The 19,085-nt window shown below is 43.2% G+C and carries 17 protein-coding genes; 1 reads left to right on the forward strand and 16 read right to left on the reverse strand.

Translation table 11 applies throughout. The features are described from left to right. Positions 1 to 4: 4 nt before the first annotated feature. From iolC to AR335_RS04965, 10 genes are all read right to left on the reverse strand, one after another. On the reverse strand, positions 5 to 1,015 hold the full coding sequence (gene iolC / locus AR335_RS04920; protein ID WP_062232458.1) for a 5-dehydro-2-deoxygluconokinase: 1,011 nt from the start codon (positions 1,013 to 1,015) through the stop codon (positions 5 to 7). 22 nt (positions 1,016 to 1,037) lie between these two features. Beyond that, positions 1,038 to 1,853 carry a 5-deoxy-glucuronate isomerase gene (gene iolB / locus AR335_RS04925; RefSeq protein ID WP_062232459.1) on the reverse strand — a complete coding sequence of 272 codons (816 nt, stop codon included), beginning with the start codon at positions 1,851 to 1,853 and terminating at the stop codon, positions 1,038 to 1,040. Between the two features lie 64 nt (positions 1,854 to 1,917). Beyond that, positions 1,918 to 3,246, reverse strand: coding sequence for a 6-phospho-beta-glucosidase (locus tag AR335_RS04930; RefSeq protein WP_199805049.1), 1,329 nt, complete (start codon positions 3,244 to 3,246; stop codon positions 1,918 to 1,920). Continuing rightward, a complete protein-coding gene (locus tag AR335_RS04935) occupies positions 3,230 to 4,225 on the reverse strand; it encodes an N-acetylglucosamine kinase (RefSeq protein ID WP_062232463.1) in 996 nt (331 codons plus the stop codon). The genes AR335_RS04930 and AR335_RS04935 overlap by 17 nt, the downstream gene beginning before the upstream one ends. Continuing rightward, positions 4,225 to 5,190, reverse strand: a complete 966-nt coding sequence (locus AR335_RS04940) for a carbohydrate ABC transporter permease (protein WP_062232466.1) — start codon at positions 5,188 to 5,190, stop codon at positions 4,225 to 4,227. Before AR335_RS04940 ends, AR335_RS04935 begins: the two co-directional genes overlap by 1 nt. A gap of 14 nt (positions 5,191 to 5,204) precedes the next feature. Further along, positions 5,205 to 6,128 carry a carbohydrate ABC transporter permease gene (locus AR335_RS04945; protein WP_053358213.1) on the reverse strand — a complete coding sequence of 308 codons (924 nt, stop codon included), beginning with the start codon at positions 6,126 to 6,128 and terminating at the stop codon, positions 5,205 to 5,207. Between the two features lie 53 nt (positions 6,129 to 6,181). Further along, positions 6,182 to 7,474 carry an extracellular solute-binding protein gene (locus AR335_RS04950; RefSeq protein WP_199805050.1) on the reverse strand — a complete coding sequence of 431 codons (1,293 nt, stop codon included), beginning with the start codon at positions 7,472 to 7,474 and terminating at the stop codon, positions 6,182 to 6,184. Between the two features lie 66 nt (positions 7,475 to 7,540). Next, positions 7,541 to 8,527, reverse strand: a complete 987-nt coding sequence (locus tag AR335_RS04955) for an SIS domain-containing protein (protein WP_234293202.1) — start codon at positions 8,525 to 8,527, stop codon at positions 7,541 to 7,543. 24 nt (positions 8,528 to 8,551) lie between these two features. After that, on the reverse strand, positions 8,552 to 9,946 hold the full coding sequence (locus AR335_RS04960; protein WP_062232471.1) for a 6-phospho-beta-glucosidase: 1,395 nt from the start codon (positions 9,944 to 9,946) through the stop codon (positions 8,552 to 8,554). Positions 9,947 to 9,963: 17 nt separating this feature from the next. Then, positions 9,964 to 10,875, reverse strand: a complete 912-nt coding sequence (locus AR335_RS04965) for a carbohydrate kinase family protein (protein ID WP_062232472.1) — start codon at positions 10,873 to 10,875, stop codon at positions 9,964 to 9,966. Positions 10,876 to 11,171: 296 nt separating this feature from the next. Between AR335_RS04965 and AR335_RS04970 the strand changes: the two genes are divergently transcribed. Then, positions 11,172 to 11,903 carry a GntR family transcriptional regulator gene (locus AR335_RS04970; RefSeq protein ID WP_062232473.1) on the forward strand — a complete coding sequence of 244 codons (732 nt, stop codon included), beginning with the start codon at positions 11,172 to 11,174 and terminating at the stop codon, positions 11,901 to 11,903. Positions 11,904 to 12,008: 105 nt separating this feature from the next. On the opposite strand, the gene AR335_RS04975 is transcribed toward AR335_RS04970, so the two are convergent. Genes AR335_RS04975 through AR335_RS05000 form a run of 6 tightly spaced genes read right to left on the reverse strand, consistent with a single transcriptional unit; the run spans position 12,009 to position 18,625 of the window. Beyond that, positions 12,009 to 13,268: a M20 family metallo-hydrolase gene (locus AR335_RS04975; protein WP_062232474.1), complete on the reverse strand. Its 1,260-nt coding sequence runs from the start codon at positions 13,266 to 13,268 to the stop codon at positions 12,009 to 12,011. A gap of 58 nt (positions 13,269 to 13,326) precedes the next feature. Then, positions 13,327 to 13,560: a hypothetical protein gene (locus tag AR335_RS04980; RefSeq protein ID WP_062232475.1), complete on the reverse strand. Its 234-nt coding sequence runs from the start codon at positions 13,558 to 13,560 to the stop codon at positions 13,327 to 13,329. 34 nt (positions 13,561 to 13,594) lie between these two features. Continuing rightward, on the reverse strand, positions 13,595 to 15,010 hold the full coding sequence (gene hydA / locus AR335_RS04985) for a dihydropyrimidinase (RefSeq protein WP_062232476.1): 1,416 nt from the start codon (positions 15,008 to 15,010) through the stop codon (positions 13,595 to 13,597). After that, on the reverse strand, positions 15,007 to 16,293 hold the full coding sequence (gene preA / locus AR335_RS04990) for an NAD-dependent dihydropyrimidine dehydrogenase subunit PreA (protein WP_062232477.1): 1,287 nt from the start codon (positions 16,291 to 16,293) through the stop codon (positions 15,007 to 15,009). The genes hydA and preA overlap by 4 nt, the downstream gene beginning before the upstream one ends. 40 nt (positions 16,294 to 16,333) lie before the next feature. Continuing rightward, on the reverse strand, positions 16,334 to 17,707 hold the full coding sequence (locus AR335_RS04995; RefSeq protein WP_062232480.1) for an NAD(P)-dependent oxidoreductase: 1,374 nt from the start codon (positions 17,705 to 17,707) through the stop codon (positions 16,334 to 16,336). Between the two features lie 27 nt (positions 17,708 to 17,734). Next, complete coding sequence (locus AR335_RS05000) at positions 17,735 to 18,625, reverse strand: nitrilase-related carbon-nitrogen hydrolase (protein ID WP_062232482.1); 891 nt, start codon at positions 18,623 to 18,625, stop codon at positions 17,735 to 17,737. Positions 18,626 to 19,085: the final 460 nt, after the last annotated feature.

Consider the following 19,085-nt stretch of genomic DNA (forward strand, 5'->3'; position numbering starts at 1 on the left):
TCATTCACCCCTTTACATGGATTGATTCATTTAAGGGACTTTCCTTTTCTCTAATGAACTGTTCGATTTCTTGTACGGTTGGCATGGCCTCTGAAGAACTGTGTTTGCTAACTACAATGGAAGCAGAGGCACTTCCATATTTTAAAGCGCTTTCAATTCCTTTGCCTTTGATGAGAGCATATAAGAAAGCGGAAGCATAAGAATCCCCTGCACCAAATGTTTTTAACACTTCGGTTGGATAAGCTTTCCCCTCATAGGTTTCTCCTTCTCTGGTATAAGCAAACGATCCCTCAACCCCTTGCTTAATCACAATTAATCTAGGCGAGTGTTGAAATAGATAGTGGATCGTGTCTTCATTTTTGCCGTTTGGCTTGTTTTCAAGTATGTTGTACTCATCTCTTGTACCAAGAATTACATCGGACTGTTCAGCCACCAATGAGTAATATACGGATGTCTCTTCACGTGATTTCCAAGTGTATGGCCGATAATCCAATTCAAAAATAACCAAAACATGATTTCTTTTTGCTAATTGAATGGCGTTTAATACGGCTTCTCTTGAAGGGCTTTTTGATAGAGCGGTTCCTGAGACCAAAAGAATACTTGATCGTTTTAAGTAACTTTCACTAATTTCAGAGGGTGTTAAGTATAAATCGGCTACATCCTCACGATACATGAGGATGCTGCACTCTTCCGGACTTTTAATCTCTGTAAAAGCCAGACCTGTTTTATGTCCTTCTTTATCAATGATCAGATTGGATGTATCCACGTCCATTCGGTTCATGTATTGCAGAATGAAGCGTCCATGCTGATCATCTGAAATTTTACCAATAAAACCAGCGTTCAGGCCTAATTTCGAGCTGCCAATGGCAATATTAGCAGGCGATCCCCCTACATATTTCGTAAAGGTCATGGTTTCTTCCATCGGGCGGTTGTACTCCGTAGCATTTAGATCAATGCAGGCTCGGCCAATGGCGATAATATCAAATTCTCTGTTTTTACTAAACTCAACGTTCATTTTCCCACTCCTTTCTAGCTATCTAGCGTTCTAATATCCATTCGTGGTTCGGATCATTATGAAATTTCCAAATACGGTTTGGTCCTGCCATAACATTTAAATAATAAGAGGTATATCCCTCGGGAACCCCTACTGGATGATACCCTTCCGGCACCAAAACAACATCGCCGTTTTCAACGGTCATGGTTTCATCGAGCGAACGATCATCAGTGTAAACACGCTGAAACACGAAGCCTTGAGGTGGATTAATTTCGTGATAATACGTTTCTTCTAATAGAGATTCCTCTGGCAGGTTATCTTGATCATGTTTATGAGGAGGATAACTTGACCAATTGCCGCTCTCTGTATAAACCTCGACTACCAACAAACGATGAGCTGCTGAGTTGGAATCAGGTAATATATTATGAACCAAACGCTGATTATTACGGCTGCCTCGATTCTCTACTTCATTTTCCTCAGCTTTAATTAATTTTGCAGGTAGAATCTTATCCGTAGGCGAATAACATAAAGCCACGCGCGCAGGCTTCACTCCTTCTACTTCTAACCGCTGCTGATTGGATATATACACACTGTCCGTAGGAATCTTGTCAAAGACACTCTCACGGGTACCAAGTTTAGTGAATGTATTCTTCTGATCCTTAACATTAATGGTCCCTTTCAAAGCAACGATGCAGCATTCTTTATCGTTTAAGGTTTCAGTATATTTAGCACCTGGCGCTAATTCTATAATTTTAAGTTCAACATACTGCAAAGGAGAAACCTCATTTTTCACTTCATGAACAATGGTCACTCCTGAAGCGATCTCCCTTTTTTCTGGTTTGCATAACAATTGCGTCATATGTACCTCCTCCTTTAGTTGTTTTGCACTATCACTTCTTTAGCAGCTGGATTAAATAGATAACTTAAATCGTTTTACTTTCTGAGAAAAATAGAGGTAAGTAGTCTTTGTTTTCTTCCAAAATATCTCGAAGGATCTTTTCAGCAACCGAAGCACTCTTAACCAGTGGATGGGTGGTCAGGGCCATCAGTGCCGAAGAGTAATCCCCATGAACAGCAGCCTCAATAGCCAATTCTTCGTAGGCTTTTACCACCTGAAGCAAGCCGCGTATCCTTGCATCAATCTCCGTTGAAAGCTGAATAGGATGGGCTCCTTGGTGATCAATCACACAATTTACTTCAATGGAGGCCGTAGAAGGAAGACAGGCGAGGATGCCATTGTTCTGGACATTGACCGTTTGAATGTCCTTTTTATTGTTGTAGATGGAAGACATGATATTTACCGCAGCCTCTGAGTAATACGCGCCGCCTCTTTGAGCAAGTTCAGGCGGCTTGATGGAAAGGTTAGGATCTTTATACCTTTCAAATAAGGCTGCCTCCACCTTTTTCACCTCATCCGCTCTAGTACCTTCATCCTTTAATTGCTGAATTTGCTGCTGAAGAATCTCGTCTTTTTTATAATAGTAACGGTGATACCCACAAGGAAAGGACCCTAAGGATAGTAGAAAATCACGGCCCCACTCTATGTCGGGGATATTTTTCATGGTAAACCCCTGCTTACCAGGTATCTCTTCTAGAAAAGATTGTGTCACATCTTTGTTTCTTACCATAATTTTAGTGGTCCAATTCAAGTGATTGATGCCAGCCATCTCAATTTCCACCTCAGATGCATCGACATCAAAAAATGCAGCGAACTGCTTTCTTGTGTTAATCGGGAGGTTGCAAAGCCCAATCGTTTTAACGTTGGCATATTTATTGACCGCTTCCGTTACCATGCCGGCGGGATTTGTAAAGTTAATGAGAAACGCTTCTGGAGAGAATTTTTCGATATCTTTACAGATATCGAGGATAACCGGTATGGTGCGAAGTGCTTTGGCAAACCCGCCTGCACCTGTAGTTTCTTGGCCGATACACTGATATCGCAAAGGAATCCTTTCATCTCTGGATCTCGCTTCTAACATTCCCACTCGAAGTTGAGTAATGACGAAATCGGCATTGGTTATGGCTTCCTCTCGATTGAGTGTTAACTCAAGATTGATGGGTACACCCGCCTTTTCAATCATTCTTCTAGCAAGGTTTCCAACAATCTCTAATTTTCCCTGCCCCTCTTTAATATCCACTAAATAAAGATCTTGAATTGGAAACTCCTCATACCGCTCGATACATCCTTCAATCAGTTCGGGCGTATACGACGATCCCCCTCCAATTACTGCTACTTTAAGCCCGCTCTTCATGATATTTCCACCCTTTCTCCAATTGGTTTAAAACATCAGTTGATGTCGGTAATCCTAATTGATCCCTTGCGAGTAGAACAGCTCCAAATACCGGATCCATTTCGGGTATAACGAGCTGAATGGAATGCCCTTCACTCTCGATGGTCTGTTTTAAAGAATCCAATACATAAAGGTTTTTCCCCTTTTGCAGCACACTGCCGGTCAAAATGATGGGAATGGGTGCAGGTAAACTGCCCAGTCTTTTAATGACGGAACTTGCGGCTAATCCTAATTCTTTTCCCATCTGTTTTAATATCCTTTTCGAGAGCTGATCTCCGTCCATTGCGGCTTCATGAAGTACAATAGCCAAATCGCCGGTTACTTTGGTCACACCATCATCTAAAAATTGATTCCACATCTCTTCCATGCTGCTAAAGCCAAAATAACGTGGAACTCGATGTGTTAGAATAGTCGGTATTTCTCGGAGTTCCCAGGAACGGATGGCCGATCGAAAGGCTTCAATTGCGAGCGCGTTTCCACCTGCTCCAGCTCCATCTCCATAGAGATATCCAAAACCACCGGTTTGGACAACTTTTCCTTGTTGATTTCGGCCAGATGCGTTGGTGCCACTCCCACACACCAGAACCACTCCTGTATTCGAAGAGCTTCCTAGCCGTAATCCTTCCATCGTGTCGCACACCAAGTCCCATCTAGCAAAGGGAAATGTAGCGAGTGCTGATTCAAGCAATTGAATATCTTTTTCACGGTCTGCCCCGGCCAATCCATACTGTACAAAAGAGATGTCACTATAACTGATTTCAGCTTCCTCCATCGCTTGTGAAATCGCTTCTTGCACATTAGTTAACGCTTTTTTGATTCCATTGACTTGATAATTGGAACAACCAGAATACCCATTCCCAATGATTTGTCCATGCTGATCCACGATGACGGCCTGGGTTTTGCTTCCACCCCCATCAACACCCATCACAATCGTACCCATTATTCTTTCACACCCCCACCAGCAAGGCCTCCAACAATGTATTTGTAGAGGAATACCGAGACCAAAACCGGAGGTAAGGAGGCAATAAAACCGCCAGCCGTCATTAGTCCCCAATCAATGCTGTGCTTACCGATAAATTCTCGGATGGCGATCGGAAGCGTCTTCGATGCAAAGGTTTGTGTGAAGGCACTTGCGAACATGAACTCATCCCATGCTAATAACAACGTAAAGATTGCCGTTGCGGCTATTCCTGGCATCGCTAAAGGGACGATAATTCTAAACAAAGTACCGATACGAGAACACCCATCAATAATTGCGGCTTCCTCCAAGGCTTTCGGAATGGTTTGGAAGTAACCTGTCATGATCCAAATGGCAAACGGAAGGGAAAAGGTAGTGTAGGAAATAATTAAAGCCCACACGGTATCCAGTAGCGGTGGCGTTTGAAACAATATAAAACTAGTAAAAGGAATAGTAATGGATATACCGTTTCTCATCATGACATAGAGAGGCGCAATGATAGAGATTGAAGGTAAAAGCTGCATAGCAAGTACAGTAAACAAAGCTGAATTCCGAAACGGAAACTTGACCTTGGAAAAAGCAAATGACGCAAAGATGGCCAAAAACAAGGTTAGCATAGTTGTACCTAATGAAACGATCACACTGTTTTTCATGGCAGCTATAAATTCGCCCGCCCCATTCCCCGTAAAAAGTTTGTAATAGTTTTCTAATGTCGGAGAATGAGGAATTAAATGTCCGCTAAGGAGCTCTTCGGTTTTACTGATTGAAGACGTAAAAAGATAAATAAAAGGCGCCAATGTGAAAATAGCCAGCAAGATTAAGCCACTCCACAAATAGAAGGGAGGAATAAGGTCGGTGCTTTTTGTCTTAAATAACTTAGACTTAACTTTGACGGCTGGTTTCACTTCATTCCTGACTGTGCTTTGTTCTATCGTTGGTTCGAACATCGTAGCCCCTCCTTTTAAAACTCATGAGAATTTTTCTTTAACAATCGAATATACCAAACAATAAATACTAAGATGATCGCTGTAGAGACCCAAGCCATGGCGGAAGCTTCTCCAAGGTAAAAATAACGGAAGGCTTTATTGAACGTCAGGTACGAGATCGACGTAGTCGGATCGCCTGTAAAAACCGTTAAAATATCGTACACCCGAAAAGCAGCTATCGTACGAAGGACTACCGCAATCATCAATATCGGAAACAACTGAGGAATGGTCACATACCAAAGCTTTTTCCAAAAACCCGCTCCATCCATCATCGCTGCTTCATACAGAGATGATGGAATTGCTTGTAAACCTGCCAATAATAATAACGTCATAAAGGGTGTCATTTTCCAAACGTCAGCTACTACAACGGAATTGATAATATTATGAGCATCTGCCAGCCAGAGTGGATTTTCACTCGCACTCAGCACATGTATTTTTTTAAGAATAATCGTAAACGACCCGTTCCCTGGCTGGAAAATCCATTTCCATAGCAAGCCGTTAACTAAAGTCAGCATCGCCCAAGGAATAATAATTATCATTCGAAAAAATACTCTTCCCCTGAACATTTGATTTAACAATAAAGCACTAAATAAGCCCAATACTAATTCGGCAACGGTTGAAATCACCGTAAAGTAACCGGTAAAATACGTCGCGGTCCAAAAATCATGATTTTTAAATAGCGCAATAAAATTACCAAATCCCACAAATACAACGTCAGAACCATCCAGCATATGATACTTGTACATACTCCAGACAAGCGATTGGTAAATGGGGAATAAAAAGGTCTTAAAGAGTATGTAGAAGGTTGGAAACAATAAGACAAAAGCAAAAAGTATTTCTTTTCTCTGTTTCCTGCCCATTAACCTCGGATTCACTAACTTTCCAGTCGATTTTCCCATCGCCAGCCTCCTGCGAAAGAAGAAGCGGTTAGTATCTAACCGCTTCTCGTTTTTTATTTTGCATCTTCAATGGCTTTTTCGATATTTTTTGCTGCGGTGTTTAAAGCATCTTCTGGTGATTTTTTGCCTAAGAGAGCTTCATGGATTTCTGCGGATAAAATGTCAGCCCATTCCACGTAACCCGGAGCGTTCGGACGATTTTGCCCATATTGATATTGCTTCATAATCTTATCCACTGTTTTGGTTTTGTCTGCTGCTTTGAGATCGGGATCGTCATACAACCCTTCTAATGTTGGATACATCCCATCTTGCTCAAACATCGGAAGTTGGAATTGTTTTGTACTCATCCATTTTAAGAATTGAAGCGCTGCTTGTTTATGTTTACTATCTCTCATTAATGAGATTCCTTCCGATCCCGTTACTGCGGCTGACTCTACGTCTCCGTTTCCTGGCATTAGCCCTACATCCGTTTTATTCATCACTTTGGATTTGGATGGATCATTCAAATCCGGATACATTCCTTCCCAGTTCGTCATCATAGCAACTTTTCCAGCAGCAAACGCGTTTTTCACATCATCTTCACTCCACTGCATACTCGCAGGATCCACCGTTTTATCTTTTTGAACAAGGTCAACCATAAATTGAAGCGCTTTCAATCCTCCGCTTTTATTAAAAACGGGGGTTCCATTCTCATCAAAGAACTTACCGCCAAAGCCATATACTAAGCTGACAAAGTCACAATTCAATCCTTCTGCTTGTTTCCAAGACCATGCGGAACCATAAACCCCATTCTTTGTGAGTTTTTTAGACATTTCTCTAAATTCATCCCATGTTTTAGGAGGCGCATTATATCCTGCTTTCGCAAGAAGCTCTTTGTTCCAATAGAAGTGTTTGGTACTTGAAAAAAACGGTACAGCGGCAAGTTGATCTTTATACATGACAGAACTTAAAGACGATTGAGTGTATTTCTTTTGAACATCTTTTGGTACCGAATCGGCTAAATCATACGCTATCTTACCTTCCATAAATTGACCTGCCCAAATGGTATCCATCTCAGCTAAATCTATATCTGCAGAGTTGGAAAGTACCGCTGTTGTAATTTTGTTATAAAGTGAATTATAATCAACCGCAATCTCTTTAACTTTGATACCTGTGTCTTTTGTAAATTCTTTCAATATTTTTCCTCGAGGACCATTTTCACCGTCAGTATTCACCCATAATAAGGTGATCTCTTCCCCCTTTAGGTCTTTCTTGTTGTTCCAGCTCAGCTTTTCATCTTTCGCTCCACCTTTCTCTCCACTCGTTGGTGGTGCTGCATTACATCCGGTCAGCAAGATAAAAATCAATGATAAAAGAAAAAGAACTTTGCCTCTTTTCAACATAGACCCTCCCTTTAAGTAAATGTTTAATCCTTACTCTTTCGTAGTCACTTTTGATAAAAGTGTGGCTTGGCCGAGAAACAAACCTTTCTTCTGGCTTAGGGCTGCGGTTGCCATTTGAACCACATAGGCATAAATCAAAGGGCTCACAAAATCATCAATTGAATTCAGTTGGATCGACAGCACATTTGGATGAGTCAATGCCTGATCTGAAACGTAAACTACCTTGCCCCCTAACTCAGCAATTTCAATCGCAAAATTATGATTTAGCGACTCTGTAGTTCCTTTTGGATTAAACAGGATGCATTGAAAAGAATCCGCCAGCAATTCAAACGGTCCGTGGCGAAATTGTCCTAGCGATAATGACTCAGTTTGCATTCTAGCCGCTTCTTTTAATAAAAGGGCACCTAGATCAGAGGTGATGACACTCGGACCACGGCCAAGCAAAAACAGTGGTCGGTCTTCGGATAGAAAATTTCCTATTCGGCTGCTAATCTCCTCTTCTTTAATGGCTGTCTCTAATTTAGAAACCGCTTGGAATAACGCTTGTTCTAACGGTGCATTCACCCACTGAGAGCACAATTGAAGCAATAAACCAGCTGTTGAGGTGAATGTTTTTGTCGCAGTGATTGATTCTTCCTTTCCTGCTGCGGTATAAAAAACTTGAGACGCACCTTGAGCCAGGGTACTTTGTGGTGTGTTCGTAATCGCGGTATATTCTGAAAGTTGAGCGGCTAACCGGCAGGCCTCATACGATGCTCCGCTTTGTGAAACAATGATGGGTTGATAGTGTTTCAGCATTGGTATTTGATAGTGAAGGAGCTCAGAGGTGTCCACTGCTGCTGCAGGATAACCCTTTGCGTTCAAATAAAGGGCTGCCAACTGGCCAGCTGCTAATGAGCTGCCCATGCCCGTAAAAAGCAACGGGCGATTGAGATCCAGGGACAAATGATTGCCCCTGTTGGCTTCTAGGGTATCTTTTAAAGATTGAGGCTGTTCAGCTACCTCTTTTATAAACACATTCAATGATTTCTCCTCCTGCCATTAAACCGTTATATTTTTGCCCCTAAATTGTGGGAGGTGTTCTTTATGGGCTTCAAGGTAGTCATCCATCATCGCCTTGGCTGATGTGAACGATGGAACAAGAGGATGAACAGTTAAAGCATTAACACCCGCTTGATAATCCCCCTTCACGGCTGATTCAACGGCTAACCGTTCATACGTTTTCACCGGATGAATCAAGGAAAGAGCAAAGTCCGGTACCTCCCCAATACTTAATGGGAAATAACCATTTTTATTAACAAGACATGGAACCTCTACTACATCATCTTTATGAAGCTGAGCAATGGTACCATTGTTGGGGACATTTAACGTTAAGACTTGCTGCTTGTTATTGGCAATACTTCGGATAATGTTTAATGCCAGACCTTCATATCCTTCTTCTTCAAAGGAAAGTTCAACGGTTTCCTCTTGCTCGTGAACATCGTGAACTTGTCCTGTTGTCTCACTGGACATGTAGGTGCTACCCCGTGCATCTAAAGTTTGTTGATAATCACTCCAAGCTTCTTCCATTCGTCCTTGATGGACGAGTTCTGAAATTCTCTGGAGGAGAGGACGATTTAACTGTACGATTTGCTGTCCCCTTGTCTGATTGGATTGCTTAATATTGTTCACTGCCTGATCAGAGTAGTAAAAGTAATACAGGTATTCGTTCGGAAGCATCCCCATGTTTTGAATTAATGCGGGTTCGAAAAAGCGGAAGGTATGTGAAATGCGGGAAAGGTGATCATAATTGTCAAGGATCTCTGGGAGACGATCCACTCCCTTGTCATAAACAGAAGGTACCCATCCGAGATGGTTTAATCCAAAGTAGTTGACTTGAAGGTCGGTGTGCGGCACCTTCAAAAATTTACATAGTGAGTTTTTAATTCCAGCATGCGCATCGCAAATTCCTATCACTTTTTTGTGAGCTCCATATGTAGTAAGTGCCTGTGCCATTAATCCTGCAGGATTGGTAAAGTTCAGCAGCCAGGCATCTGGTGCTTCCTCACTGATAATCTTGGAATATTCCAGCATTACCGGGATCGTCCGTAATCCCATGGCAAATCCGCCAGGTCCCGTCGTTTCCTGCCCTAAAACACCATATTTAAGGGCAATTTGTTCATCAAGAACCCTTCCTTCCTCTTGCCCCACACGGATGGCAGAAAAGATGAAATCTGCCCCTTGTACCGCTTTACGGATATCCGTTGTAAACGATAATTTAAAAGTACCCTGATGTTTCTCTACCAAATGTCGAGAAATGTTCCCCATGATCGAAAGCCGCTCTTCATCGACATCAAAGAGGGTCACTTCTTTAAACGCAAGGTCTGTATGGTTAAACAACCCTTCAATCAATAAAGGTGTTCTCATACCGGCACCGCCTAAAATGGTCAGTTTCATTATTCATTCCTCCTATATTATTTACTGGGTTCAAAAAAATCCTGCTGTACTTGTTGCCAGGTCGGGCTACCGGTCGTTCCTCCTAGACTTTGCACCGAACAGCTGCCACAGTAATTACCTAGCTTTACTGAATCATCTAATGACCATCCCTTTAGAATTCCAGTTAACAGTCCTGCAGAGAAAACATCGCCTGCGCCTGTTGTATCAACTGCACTGCATTTATATCCTAAAATCTTTTTCGTGGCGTTTTTATGTCTTACAATTGCCCCCTCTTCCCCCAATTTAATGACTACAGGGGCAGCATATTTGTTTAATTTCTCAATCGCCTCTAGAGGATTCAATAAACCCGTTATCGTTTCTGCCTCTTTTTGATTGGGGGTAAAGATATCTGCCATTTTAATTAGTTCGTCTAATTGAGGGTTCGTAAGCCATTCCTCATCCCAACCGACATCCAAAGAGATATACATGCCTTTTTTCTTAGCAGTCTCAATGACGGATATATTCTCACTTACCGCGCCGGTATGTAATACTTTCGAGTCAGTCTTTTGAATCACCATCTTCGCGTAATCTGCCAGGTTCAATTTCTCCACGTTATCCTGATAGGAAAGAAACGACCGGTCTCCCCCATAATTAATGGCCACCGATAAACAACGCAACGGCTGATCTACTTCTAGCATTAGTGAAGTAGATACACCCTCAGCCTCTAAACTTTCTTTCATAAAACGGCTTAAAAAATCATTACCGATAGGAGAGATAACAGCTACTTTCATTCCTAATCTTGATAGTGCAACCGCTGTGTTGTAAGCAGCTCCACACGTAAATTCAAAAGACCCGCAATATACTTCCTCTCCTGGTTTTGGGAGTTTAGGAATGGATGAAAAAATGATATCGGTTGAAATAATTCCTTGAACCAGAACATCATAGGTCATAAAAATAACCCCCTTCCTTTTATTTGTTATGTTGTTACTACAAATCTATTTCATTTCATGATTCTTGTCAATTGAATATTCTAAATTTTTAGATTATATAAAAAGGTGTCTGAATATACTGGTTTTGCTCATTTTTGATAAGAACTAAGCCATATAGTATTCTTTGGTGTGGTCATATTTGGCCCCAAAATACCCCTGTAAATTATTTTAACTATTAAATAAATTTGTAAATGGCAATAAATTTGTTGTAACATATGTATACATCTATTTTGTATGAGATTAATCGGAGTGAGAATATGATAAATAAAAACCCTGGAACTGCCTTGTATTACGTGATCAAAGAGAAACTCTTAGAGCTTATTAAAAATGAAACCTATCCGGTAGGCAGTCAGCTGCCCACGGAATCCGAATTATGCCAGATGTTTGATGTTAGCCGAACAACCATCAGGCTGGCTTTGCAGCAGCTTGAGATTGACGGTAAAATTCATCGGGTCCAAGGAAAAGGGACCTTTGTATCCAAGCCTAAGATAAATGAGGCTCTCTCCCAGAGCATTAAGAGCTTTTCCGAACAAATGAAAGACGCCGGACTCGTTTCTTATTCAAAAGTGCTGACCTTAGATGTCATTCCGGCATATTTCTCTCTGGCTCAAGCTCTTGAGATTAAAGAAGATGACCCTGTCATCAAGCTGGTACGCTTGCGATATGGGGGAACAGAACCTCTTCAGCATTCCACATCGTTCATCCCTTGGAAGATTGCTCCTAGCCTGATCCAGGAAGATTGTTCAGGTTCATTATTCCAATTGTTGAGAACCAAATTTGAGGTTGATATCTACCGATCTATGGAATCAATTGAGCCTATCTTAACCAATCAAACAATGAGTGAATTACTAAACATTCCTGTAGGATCCCCTTCGTTTTTATTGGAGTCCATAACATATTCAACCAAACAATCCCCCATCGAACTCTCCTCTAGCATTGTCCGTGGAGATCGTTCAAAGTTTGTGATGGAAAGGTATTATGAAAAGTAACCAAAAGTATATTTTTAATAGTGATTAAGGATTTCTTAATAATTTTACTCACACTGAAAGATACAAAAGGCATGCAGACGATATTAAACGCCTGCATGCCTTTTCTTATTTAACTAACATCATTCTTCTCATCGTCCGATATAGCAGCTCCGTCCCCTTCGCAAGATCCTCCGGTGCAGAAAATTCCGCAGGATTATGGCTGATGCCGTCTTTGCAGCGGACAAAAATCATTCCGTAATCACACGCATAAGAGAGCATCAATGCATCATGGAAAGGCCCGCTCATGAGCTCTGGTGTTTCCAGTCCCATCTGTTTGCTTTCGTCGTGCATAATCTCCTTGATCCAGTCGGCACAATAACGCGGCTCACTGTTCGTATCTTCCTGAATCTCGTAGTTCAGCTGATACTTTTGACAGATCTCCTCAATTTCCTGCCGCAGCTGTTTCTCATATCGGTCACGGCGGTTTTGGTCAATGTCCCGCAGGTCGACGGTAAACGTTACTTCTTCAGCAATGATGTTTCTTGAATTCGGAAAGACCTGTACATGGCCGACCGTTCCAACCGTTGGTGCTCCCGGTTCCTGCTGGACGATCCGGTTGAGAGCGAGTGCGATTTCTGAAGCTCCCAGCATAGCGTCCTGCCGCATCCCCATAGGAACGGAACCCGCATGCCCGGCAAATCCCTTCAGCTTGACCGTCCACCATAAAGGGCCAGAGATGCCAGTTACAACTCCAATAGGAAGATTAGACTTATCCAGCACCGGGCCTTGCTCAATATGAAGCTCCAAGAAAGCATGGATGCTTCCCGGCTGATATTGTGATTCATGAAACTTGGCCGGATCACAGCCGAAATCACGCAAAGCCTGTTCTCTTGTAACTCCATCCTGGTCCTTACGCATTAAATCTCCTTCATCCAGCTTACCTAGTATACCCCTGGACCCAAACAAGCCTCGGTTAAACCTCCATCCTTCTTCATCACAAAACGATACGACTTCGATCGGCCGGTCTGGTGTAATCCCCTGTTCCTTTAAGGTGGCTACAGCTTCAATGCCGGCAAGAACCCCAGCAGGCCCGTCAAAACGGCCTCCGTAAGGCTGAGAATCCAGATGTGAACCTATCATGAGCACCGGAGCCTTCCTATCCTTGCCTTCGATTCTGCCGATCAAGTTTCCAAAATGATCAATCCTGACAGACATCCCTGCTTCTTCCATCCAAGTACTTACAAGTTTAAAGGCTTCCTTTTCCAAAGGTGAAAGGGCCGGCCTGCATACACCTGTTTCCCCGATCTTTCCGATCTCGGCCAACTCTTGCAAATTGGCATTCAGCCGTTCACTATTGATCTGAATCTGTTCAACTTTCAAAGTCATTCCTCCTTTTTCAACGTACAAAAAGGCTGCTGCAATAACTCAACAACCTCTTTGTCTATTATTCTGCCGGTGTAAGATTTTTTTGCTGATGAAACATGATAGACGAAAAATACTTTCTGGCATCTGCCGTTTGAATAAGAAGAACTTCCCTTTCTTGATTCGTAGTACCTACACGTTCAAACTCTACTGCGGCACCATCAAGATTCTCTGACACTCTCGTAATCTGATATCCCTGATACAGGAGAAAATCTATTTTTTCCTTTTCCTCGAAATATTCCTGTGATGCTGACATACCCCATCCTCCTTTTCAAGAGTGTGACTACCGATTATTTGGAAAGCGCCGCCAGCTGTTTCTGCCCTTCGGCATTGAACCGTTTTCTTTTAATATAACGGCCTTTTCCCAATTCGCCGACAAACGTTTTATCTTTAATAACAAACTCGCCTCTGGATAAAACAGATACCGGCTCACCAGTGATCTTCATTCCTTCAAACGCGTTATAGTCAACGGCCATGTGATGCGTTTGCGCAGAAATAGTTCGTTCCTTTGCCGGATCAAAGATAACAAGGTCTGCATCACTGCCAACAGCGATCGTTCCTTTTTCAGGAAACAAACCAAACAGTTTTGCTGATCGGGTAGAAACAATGTCAACAAACTGGTTGAGTGTGATTCGGCCTTTTTTTACTCCCTCTGAAAAAAGGACAGAAAACCGGTCTTCGATGAACGGACCGCCGTTAGGTATCTTGGTGAAATCTCCCTTGCCAAGATCTTTCTGTCCGTTAAAATCAAACGAACATTGATCCGAACCCAGCGTCTGAAGCTGGCCGCTTTTTAAAGCATTCCATAACGGTTCCTGATGTTTCTTTTCCCGAAGCGGCGGGGACCAGACATATTTGGCTCCTTCAAAATCAGGCCTTTCCATTTCGGATTGATCAAGCACTAGGTATTGAGGGCATGTTTCTCCATAAACCTGGTAGCCTTTGCTTCTTGCTTCTGCAATTTTTTCGGCTGCTTCCTGACAGGATACATGAACCACGTACAGCTGAGAATCAGCCAGCCCTGTCATCATGCAGGCACGGCCAGTTGCTTCCCCTTCCAGTTCCGGTGGCCTCGTCAATCCATGATAGATGGGATCCGTCTTCCCTTCTTCGAGCGCTTTTTTAGTCAGAAAATCAATGACATCCCCGTTTTCAGCATGTACCATAACAAGGGCTCCCTGTTCTTTTGCCATAACCAGCGTCTTAAACAAGGTTTCATCATCTGCCTGAAGCACGTTCTTATACGCCATAAATACTTTAAATGAAGTGATGCCTTCTTCCTCTATTACCTGCGGAATCTCCTTCATTACCTCTTCGTTTATTTCCCCAATCATAAGGTGGAACGAATAATCGATGACGGCTTTATCCTTTGATTTGTTATGCCACATTTCGATGGAATTCTTCAGTGAAACCCCTTTGTCAGTTAAGCAGAAATCGATAACCGTCGTCGTTCCTCCGAAGGCTGCAGCAATCGTACCGGTCTCAAAATCATCTCTGCTTACCGTACCGCCAAACGGCATCTCCAGATGGGTATGGGGATCGATGCCTCCCGGAAAGATATAGCATCCTTCAGCATCGATCACCTCCATGCCTTCACTTGGAAGGTTCTTTGCGATCATTGCTATCTTCCCGTTTTCAACGACAACATCTGCCACAAACGTATCAGATGCGGTTACGATTGTACCGTTTTTTATCACTTTTTTCATTTTGCTGCCTCCCGTTCATTATCTTTGTATCCAGCCAAAACCGTCTGGCGTTCGTTCCAAGTCATCGGAGGCTGCTCATGAGGAAGTTCAATCATGTCGATCGCACCTTCTTCAGGACATACAATCGAACAGAGGTTACAGCCTACACAGTCATCTTCTCGGACTTCCAAATATTTTTGCCCGTTAGGATCTGTAAGCATATCAATGCATTGATGAGAAGTATCTTCACATGCAATATGGCATTTGTTGCAATTGATGCAGACATCATTGTTGATGCGGGCGACAATCCTGTAGTTTAGATCCAGGTTGCCCCAGTCAGAATAACGTTCCACTGATTTTCCGATAATCTCCTGAACCGATGAGATTCCTTTGTCATCTAAGTAGTTGCTTAAGCCATCAATCATATCCTCTACAATGCTGAAGCCGTGATGCATGGCTGCTGTACAGACTTGTACGCCTCCTGCCCCCATCAGCATAAATTCCACTGCATCCCGCCATGTTGATATCCCGCCGATTCCTGAGATCGGCACATTGATGAAAGGATTTCTTGCACATTCGGCCACCATGTTCAAGGCGATCGGTTTAACCGCAGGTCCGCAATAGCCTCCATGTGCTCCCTTGCCTGCAACATGAGGAATCGTATTCCAGGTGTCGATGTCTACACCGGCTAAACTGTTGATCGTATTGATCATACTGATTGCGTCCGCTCCGCCTTGAACGGCTGCTTTAGCGGTAACCGTAATATCCGTGATGTTTGGTGTCAGTTTCACAATGACAGGCGTTCTCGCAGCTTCCTTCGCCCACATCGTCTGTGCCTGGACCAGATCAGGCTGCTGTCCTGAAGCTGCACCCATTCCACGTTCAGCCATACCATGAGGACAGCCGAAATTCAGTTCCAGTCCATCAACGCCCACATCCTCTACCCGCTTGACGATTTCGTGCCATTTTTCCCTTTTCGGTTCTACCATTAAAGAGGCGATAATGGCATGGTTCGGAAACCTTTTCTTCGTTTCATAGATTTCCTTAAGGTTTACTTCGAGGGGGCGGTCTGTGATCAGTTCTATATTATTGAATCCTGCTACTTTTTTCCCGTTAAAACTAACAGCTGCAAAACGGGCGGTTGTATTGATGATTGGTTCACCCAGCGTTTTCCATACTGCTCCTCCCCAGCCAGCTTCAAAAGCACGCTGAACCTGATACCCCGAATTGGTTGGCGGTGCAGAGGCCAGCCAAAATGGATTTGGTGATTCAATTCCTGCAAGGTTAATACGCAAATCTGCCATATAAAGACCCTCCTAAGTGATTTGATTGAAAAACAAATGGTTACGCGGTCTCAATTATGGAATTCTTTAACGTCTGATGAATCGCATAAGCTGCTCTTTTCCCTTGCTGTGCGGCTGTAACGACCATCGCTTCTCCCTGCCCGTCACCAAAAATAACATCACCAGCAGCAAACACTTTTTCATTGGAAGTTTGATAGGTTTCAAGGTTGACCTTAACCGTTCCCCACTGATGTTCGAGCCCAAAGGATTCAATCAGATTGGTATACCTTGTCTGCCCGATCGCCTTAATGACTGCGTCCACCTCCAGAATAAATTCAGATCCTTCGACCGGAACCGGCCTTCTTCGCCCGTCTGTTCCTGGCTCGCCAAGCTGCATGCGGATGCATTCCAGCTGCTTCACCTTGCCTTTTTCATCTCCAATGATTCGTTTTGGAGCGGTCAGCCACCGAAATTCCACATTATCCTGTTTTGCGAATTCAAACTCAAAATCGTATGCGGTCATTTCCTCCTGAGTCCGGCGGTAAAGGATTTTTACATTCTCCGCTCCCAAGCGAATGGAACACGTTGCCGCATCAATAGCTGTGTTGCCTGCCCCGATGACGGCTATCCTTTTGCCGATGTAAGCTTCAGAAAGTTCTTTTGTTTTAGTGTCTTCCACAAACTGAATAGCATCGTGGACACCGTCAAGATTTTCTCCTTCAATTCGGAGCATCGGTACCTTCGACATTCCCACAGCAAGTACTACAGCATCATATTCAGTAAGAACATCTGCTGCCTGAACATCTCTTCCGATCATCGTATTCGTTTTTATTTCTACACCGAGTTTTTCAACTTGCTGTACTTCCCATAATGAAACTTTTTGCGGCAGGCGGAACGAGACGATGCCATACGTATTTAACCCTCCAGCCTGTTCTTTTGCTTCAAAAATAGTGACTTCATAGCCGAGCAGAGCAAGCTCTCGGGCTGATGACAAACCTGCAGGCCCGCCGCCGATCACAGCAACTTTTAAGCCGTTTTTCTCACCAGCCTTAAACAATGTCTGTTCGTTCTTGATCGCCCAATCTGTGGCATAGCGCTGAAGATCACCGATCATGATGGGTTTAGTGGAGTCGTTGAGTACACATGCTCCTTCACAGAGCTCCTCGGTCGGACAAACCCTTGCACAGCTTGCTCCTACAGGGTTCGATTCCATGATGATCCTTGCTGAACCCTTTAAGTTCCCAGATGCGATCTTTTTAATAAATGACGGGATGTTGATCCCGGTCGGACAGGCTTGAATGCATGGAGCATCATAACAATACAGGCACCTGTTTGATTCGTCCCTGGCTTCCGCTTGAGTCAATCCTGACCTTACCTCGTCAAAGTTTCGCTGAAGTTCTTGCAGTGAAATAAACGCTTGGCTTCCGTTACTCATTTTGTATGCCCCCTCTATTCTTTGGAATTAAGGCAAAAGCGTGGTCATTTCCTGATAGGTTTCAGGACGTCGGTCTCTAAAGAACTGCCAGGTATTTCTTACTTCGCGGATCAATTCCTTGTCCATCTCACCAATGACCACTTCATCCTGATCACGGCTGCCCATGGCTACAAAATTCCCACGCGGATCGCAAAGGTATGATTGACCGTAAAACTCCCCAAGGTTCCATGGACCTTCCGTTCCTACACGGTTGATCGCTCCGATATAATATCCGTTGGCAACCGCATGAGCCGGCTGTTCGAGCTTCCATAAGTATTCCGAAAGGCCAGCGACCGTGGCAGAAGGGTTAAACACGATTTCAGCACCGTTTAACCCTAGAAGTCTAGCTCCCTCCGGAAAATGGCGGTCGTAGCATATATAAACCCCTACCTTGGCAAACGCCGTGTCAAAAACCGGGTATCCCAGATTACCGGGCTTAAAGTAATATTTCTCCCAGAAACCGTTGCCTTCATGGCCAACGTTCACTTGTGGAATATGATGTTTTCGGTACTTGCCAAGGTAGGAGCCGTCTGCATCAATCACTGCAGCTGTATTGTAATAGGTTGCAATCCCTTCTCTTTCATAGATTGGAAGCACAATCACGGTGCCCAATTCACGGGCCAATGCCTGAAATCTGCTGGTAGTCGGGCCGTTCGGAATTTCTTCCGCCGCATCATACCATTTGGCATTTTGTTCCGTACAAAAATAAGGACCATAAAAAATCTCCTGTAAACAGATGATTTGAGCTCCTTTTTCTGCTGCTTCCCTTACGAGTTTGATATGCTTTTCAATCGCCTGTTCCTTGTGAACCGACACGGATTCATTGCCATCTGCTTCATTGGAAGCTTGAATGAGACCAATCTTAACCATGTTTGACATCATATCTCCCCTTTTATTTAATTGGTTAAAGTATCTAAAAAACAATAAGATGGATGTTGAACAACAATGAGGCATGAAACAGATTTTCATGTTAGCGGAAGGGTACAATGGTCTTACGTAATAACATTCTCCATGAACACTATGTAATCATTCTAAAATTCTGAATATTTTTACTATACATGCTTTCAAACAAATTTTCATTATACATTCCGTCAAATGTTGGAGCTGCTTTTCGTTACACTATGTTAAATTCACCTTTGAAGGAAACACCATGGCTCCTTTAGCTGGGAGCCATGATGAAAATTTAAGGCTCATTTCTAAAAGATTGTTGCTTTGGGAACATTTTTGTAAAGAGCTTCAGTGACAAGTTGATTGGAGTGGAAGGTGCGAGACTCCTCGAAAATGAATTTCACATTTTCTTCGTGCGATATAACGCTGCCGAAGCCTTCCTTGTCCTGCG

Source organism: Fictibacillus sp. FJAT-27399 (assembly GCF_001510655.1).
Classification (GTDB): Bacteria; Bacillota; Bacilli; order Bacillales; family Fictibacillaceae; genus Fictibacillus_C; species Fictibacillus_C marinisediminis.

Coding starts and splice junctions, on each gene's coding strand:
- AR335_RS04960 (WP_062232471.1), bottom strand. CDS start 9,946: ATGAAACTGACCATTTTAGGCGGTGCCGGTATGAGAACACCTTTATTG.
- AR335_RS04995 (WP_062232480.1), bottom strand. CDS start 17,707: ATGAGTAACGGAAGCCAAGCGTTTATTTCACTGCAAGAACTTCAGCGA.
- AR335_RS05000 (WP_062232482.1), bottom strand. CDS start 18,625: ATGTCAAACATGGTTAAGATTGGTCTCATTCAAGCTTCCAATGAAGCA.
- AR335_RS04975 (WP_062232474.1), bottom strand. CDS start 13,268: ATGACTTTGAAAGTTGAACAGATTCAGATCAATAGTGAACGGCTGAAT.
- hydA (WP_062232476.1), bottom strand. CDS start 15,010: ATGAAAAAAGTGATAAAAAACGGTACAATCGTAACCGCATCTGATACG.
- AR335_RS04935 (WP_062232463.1), bottom strand. CDS start 4,225: ATGGGTACGATTGTGATGGGTGTTGATGGGGGTGGAAGCAAAACCCAG.
- iolC (WP_062232458.1), bottom strand. CDS start 1,015: ATGAACGTTGAGTTTAGTAAAAACAGAGAATTTGATATTATCGCCATT.
- AR335_RS04930 (WP_199805049.1), bottom strand. CDS start 3,246: ATGAAGAGCGGGCTTAAAGTAGCAGTAATTGGAGGGGGATCGTCGTAT.
- AR335_RS04970 (WP_062232473.1), top strand. CDS start 11,172: ATGATAAATAAAAACCCTGGAACTGCCTTGTATTACGTGATCAAAGAG.
- AR335_RS04940 (WP_062232466.1), bottom strand. CDS start 5,190: ATGTTCGAACCAACGATAGAACAAAGCACAGTCAGGAATGAAGTGAAA.
- iolB (WP_062232459.1), bottom strand. CDS start 1,853: ATGACGCAATTGTTATGCAAACCAGAAAAAAGGGAGATCGCTTCAGGA.
- AR335_RS04965 (WP_062232472.1), bottom strand. CDS start 10,875: ATGACCTATGATGTTCTGGTTCAAGGAATTATTTCAACCGATATCATT.
- AR335_RS04980 (WP_062232475.1), bottom strand. CDS start 13,560: ATGTCAGCATCACAGGAATATTTCGAGGAAAAGGAAAAAATAGATTTT.
- AR335_RS04945 (WP_053358213.1), bottom strand. CDS start 6,128: ATGGGAAAATCGACTGGAAAGTTAGTGAATCCGAGGTTAATGGGCAGG.
- preA (WP_062232477.1), bottom strand. CDS start 16,293: ATGGCAGATTTGCGTATTAACCTTGCAGGAATTGAATCACCAAATCCA.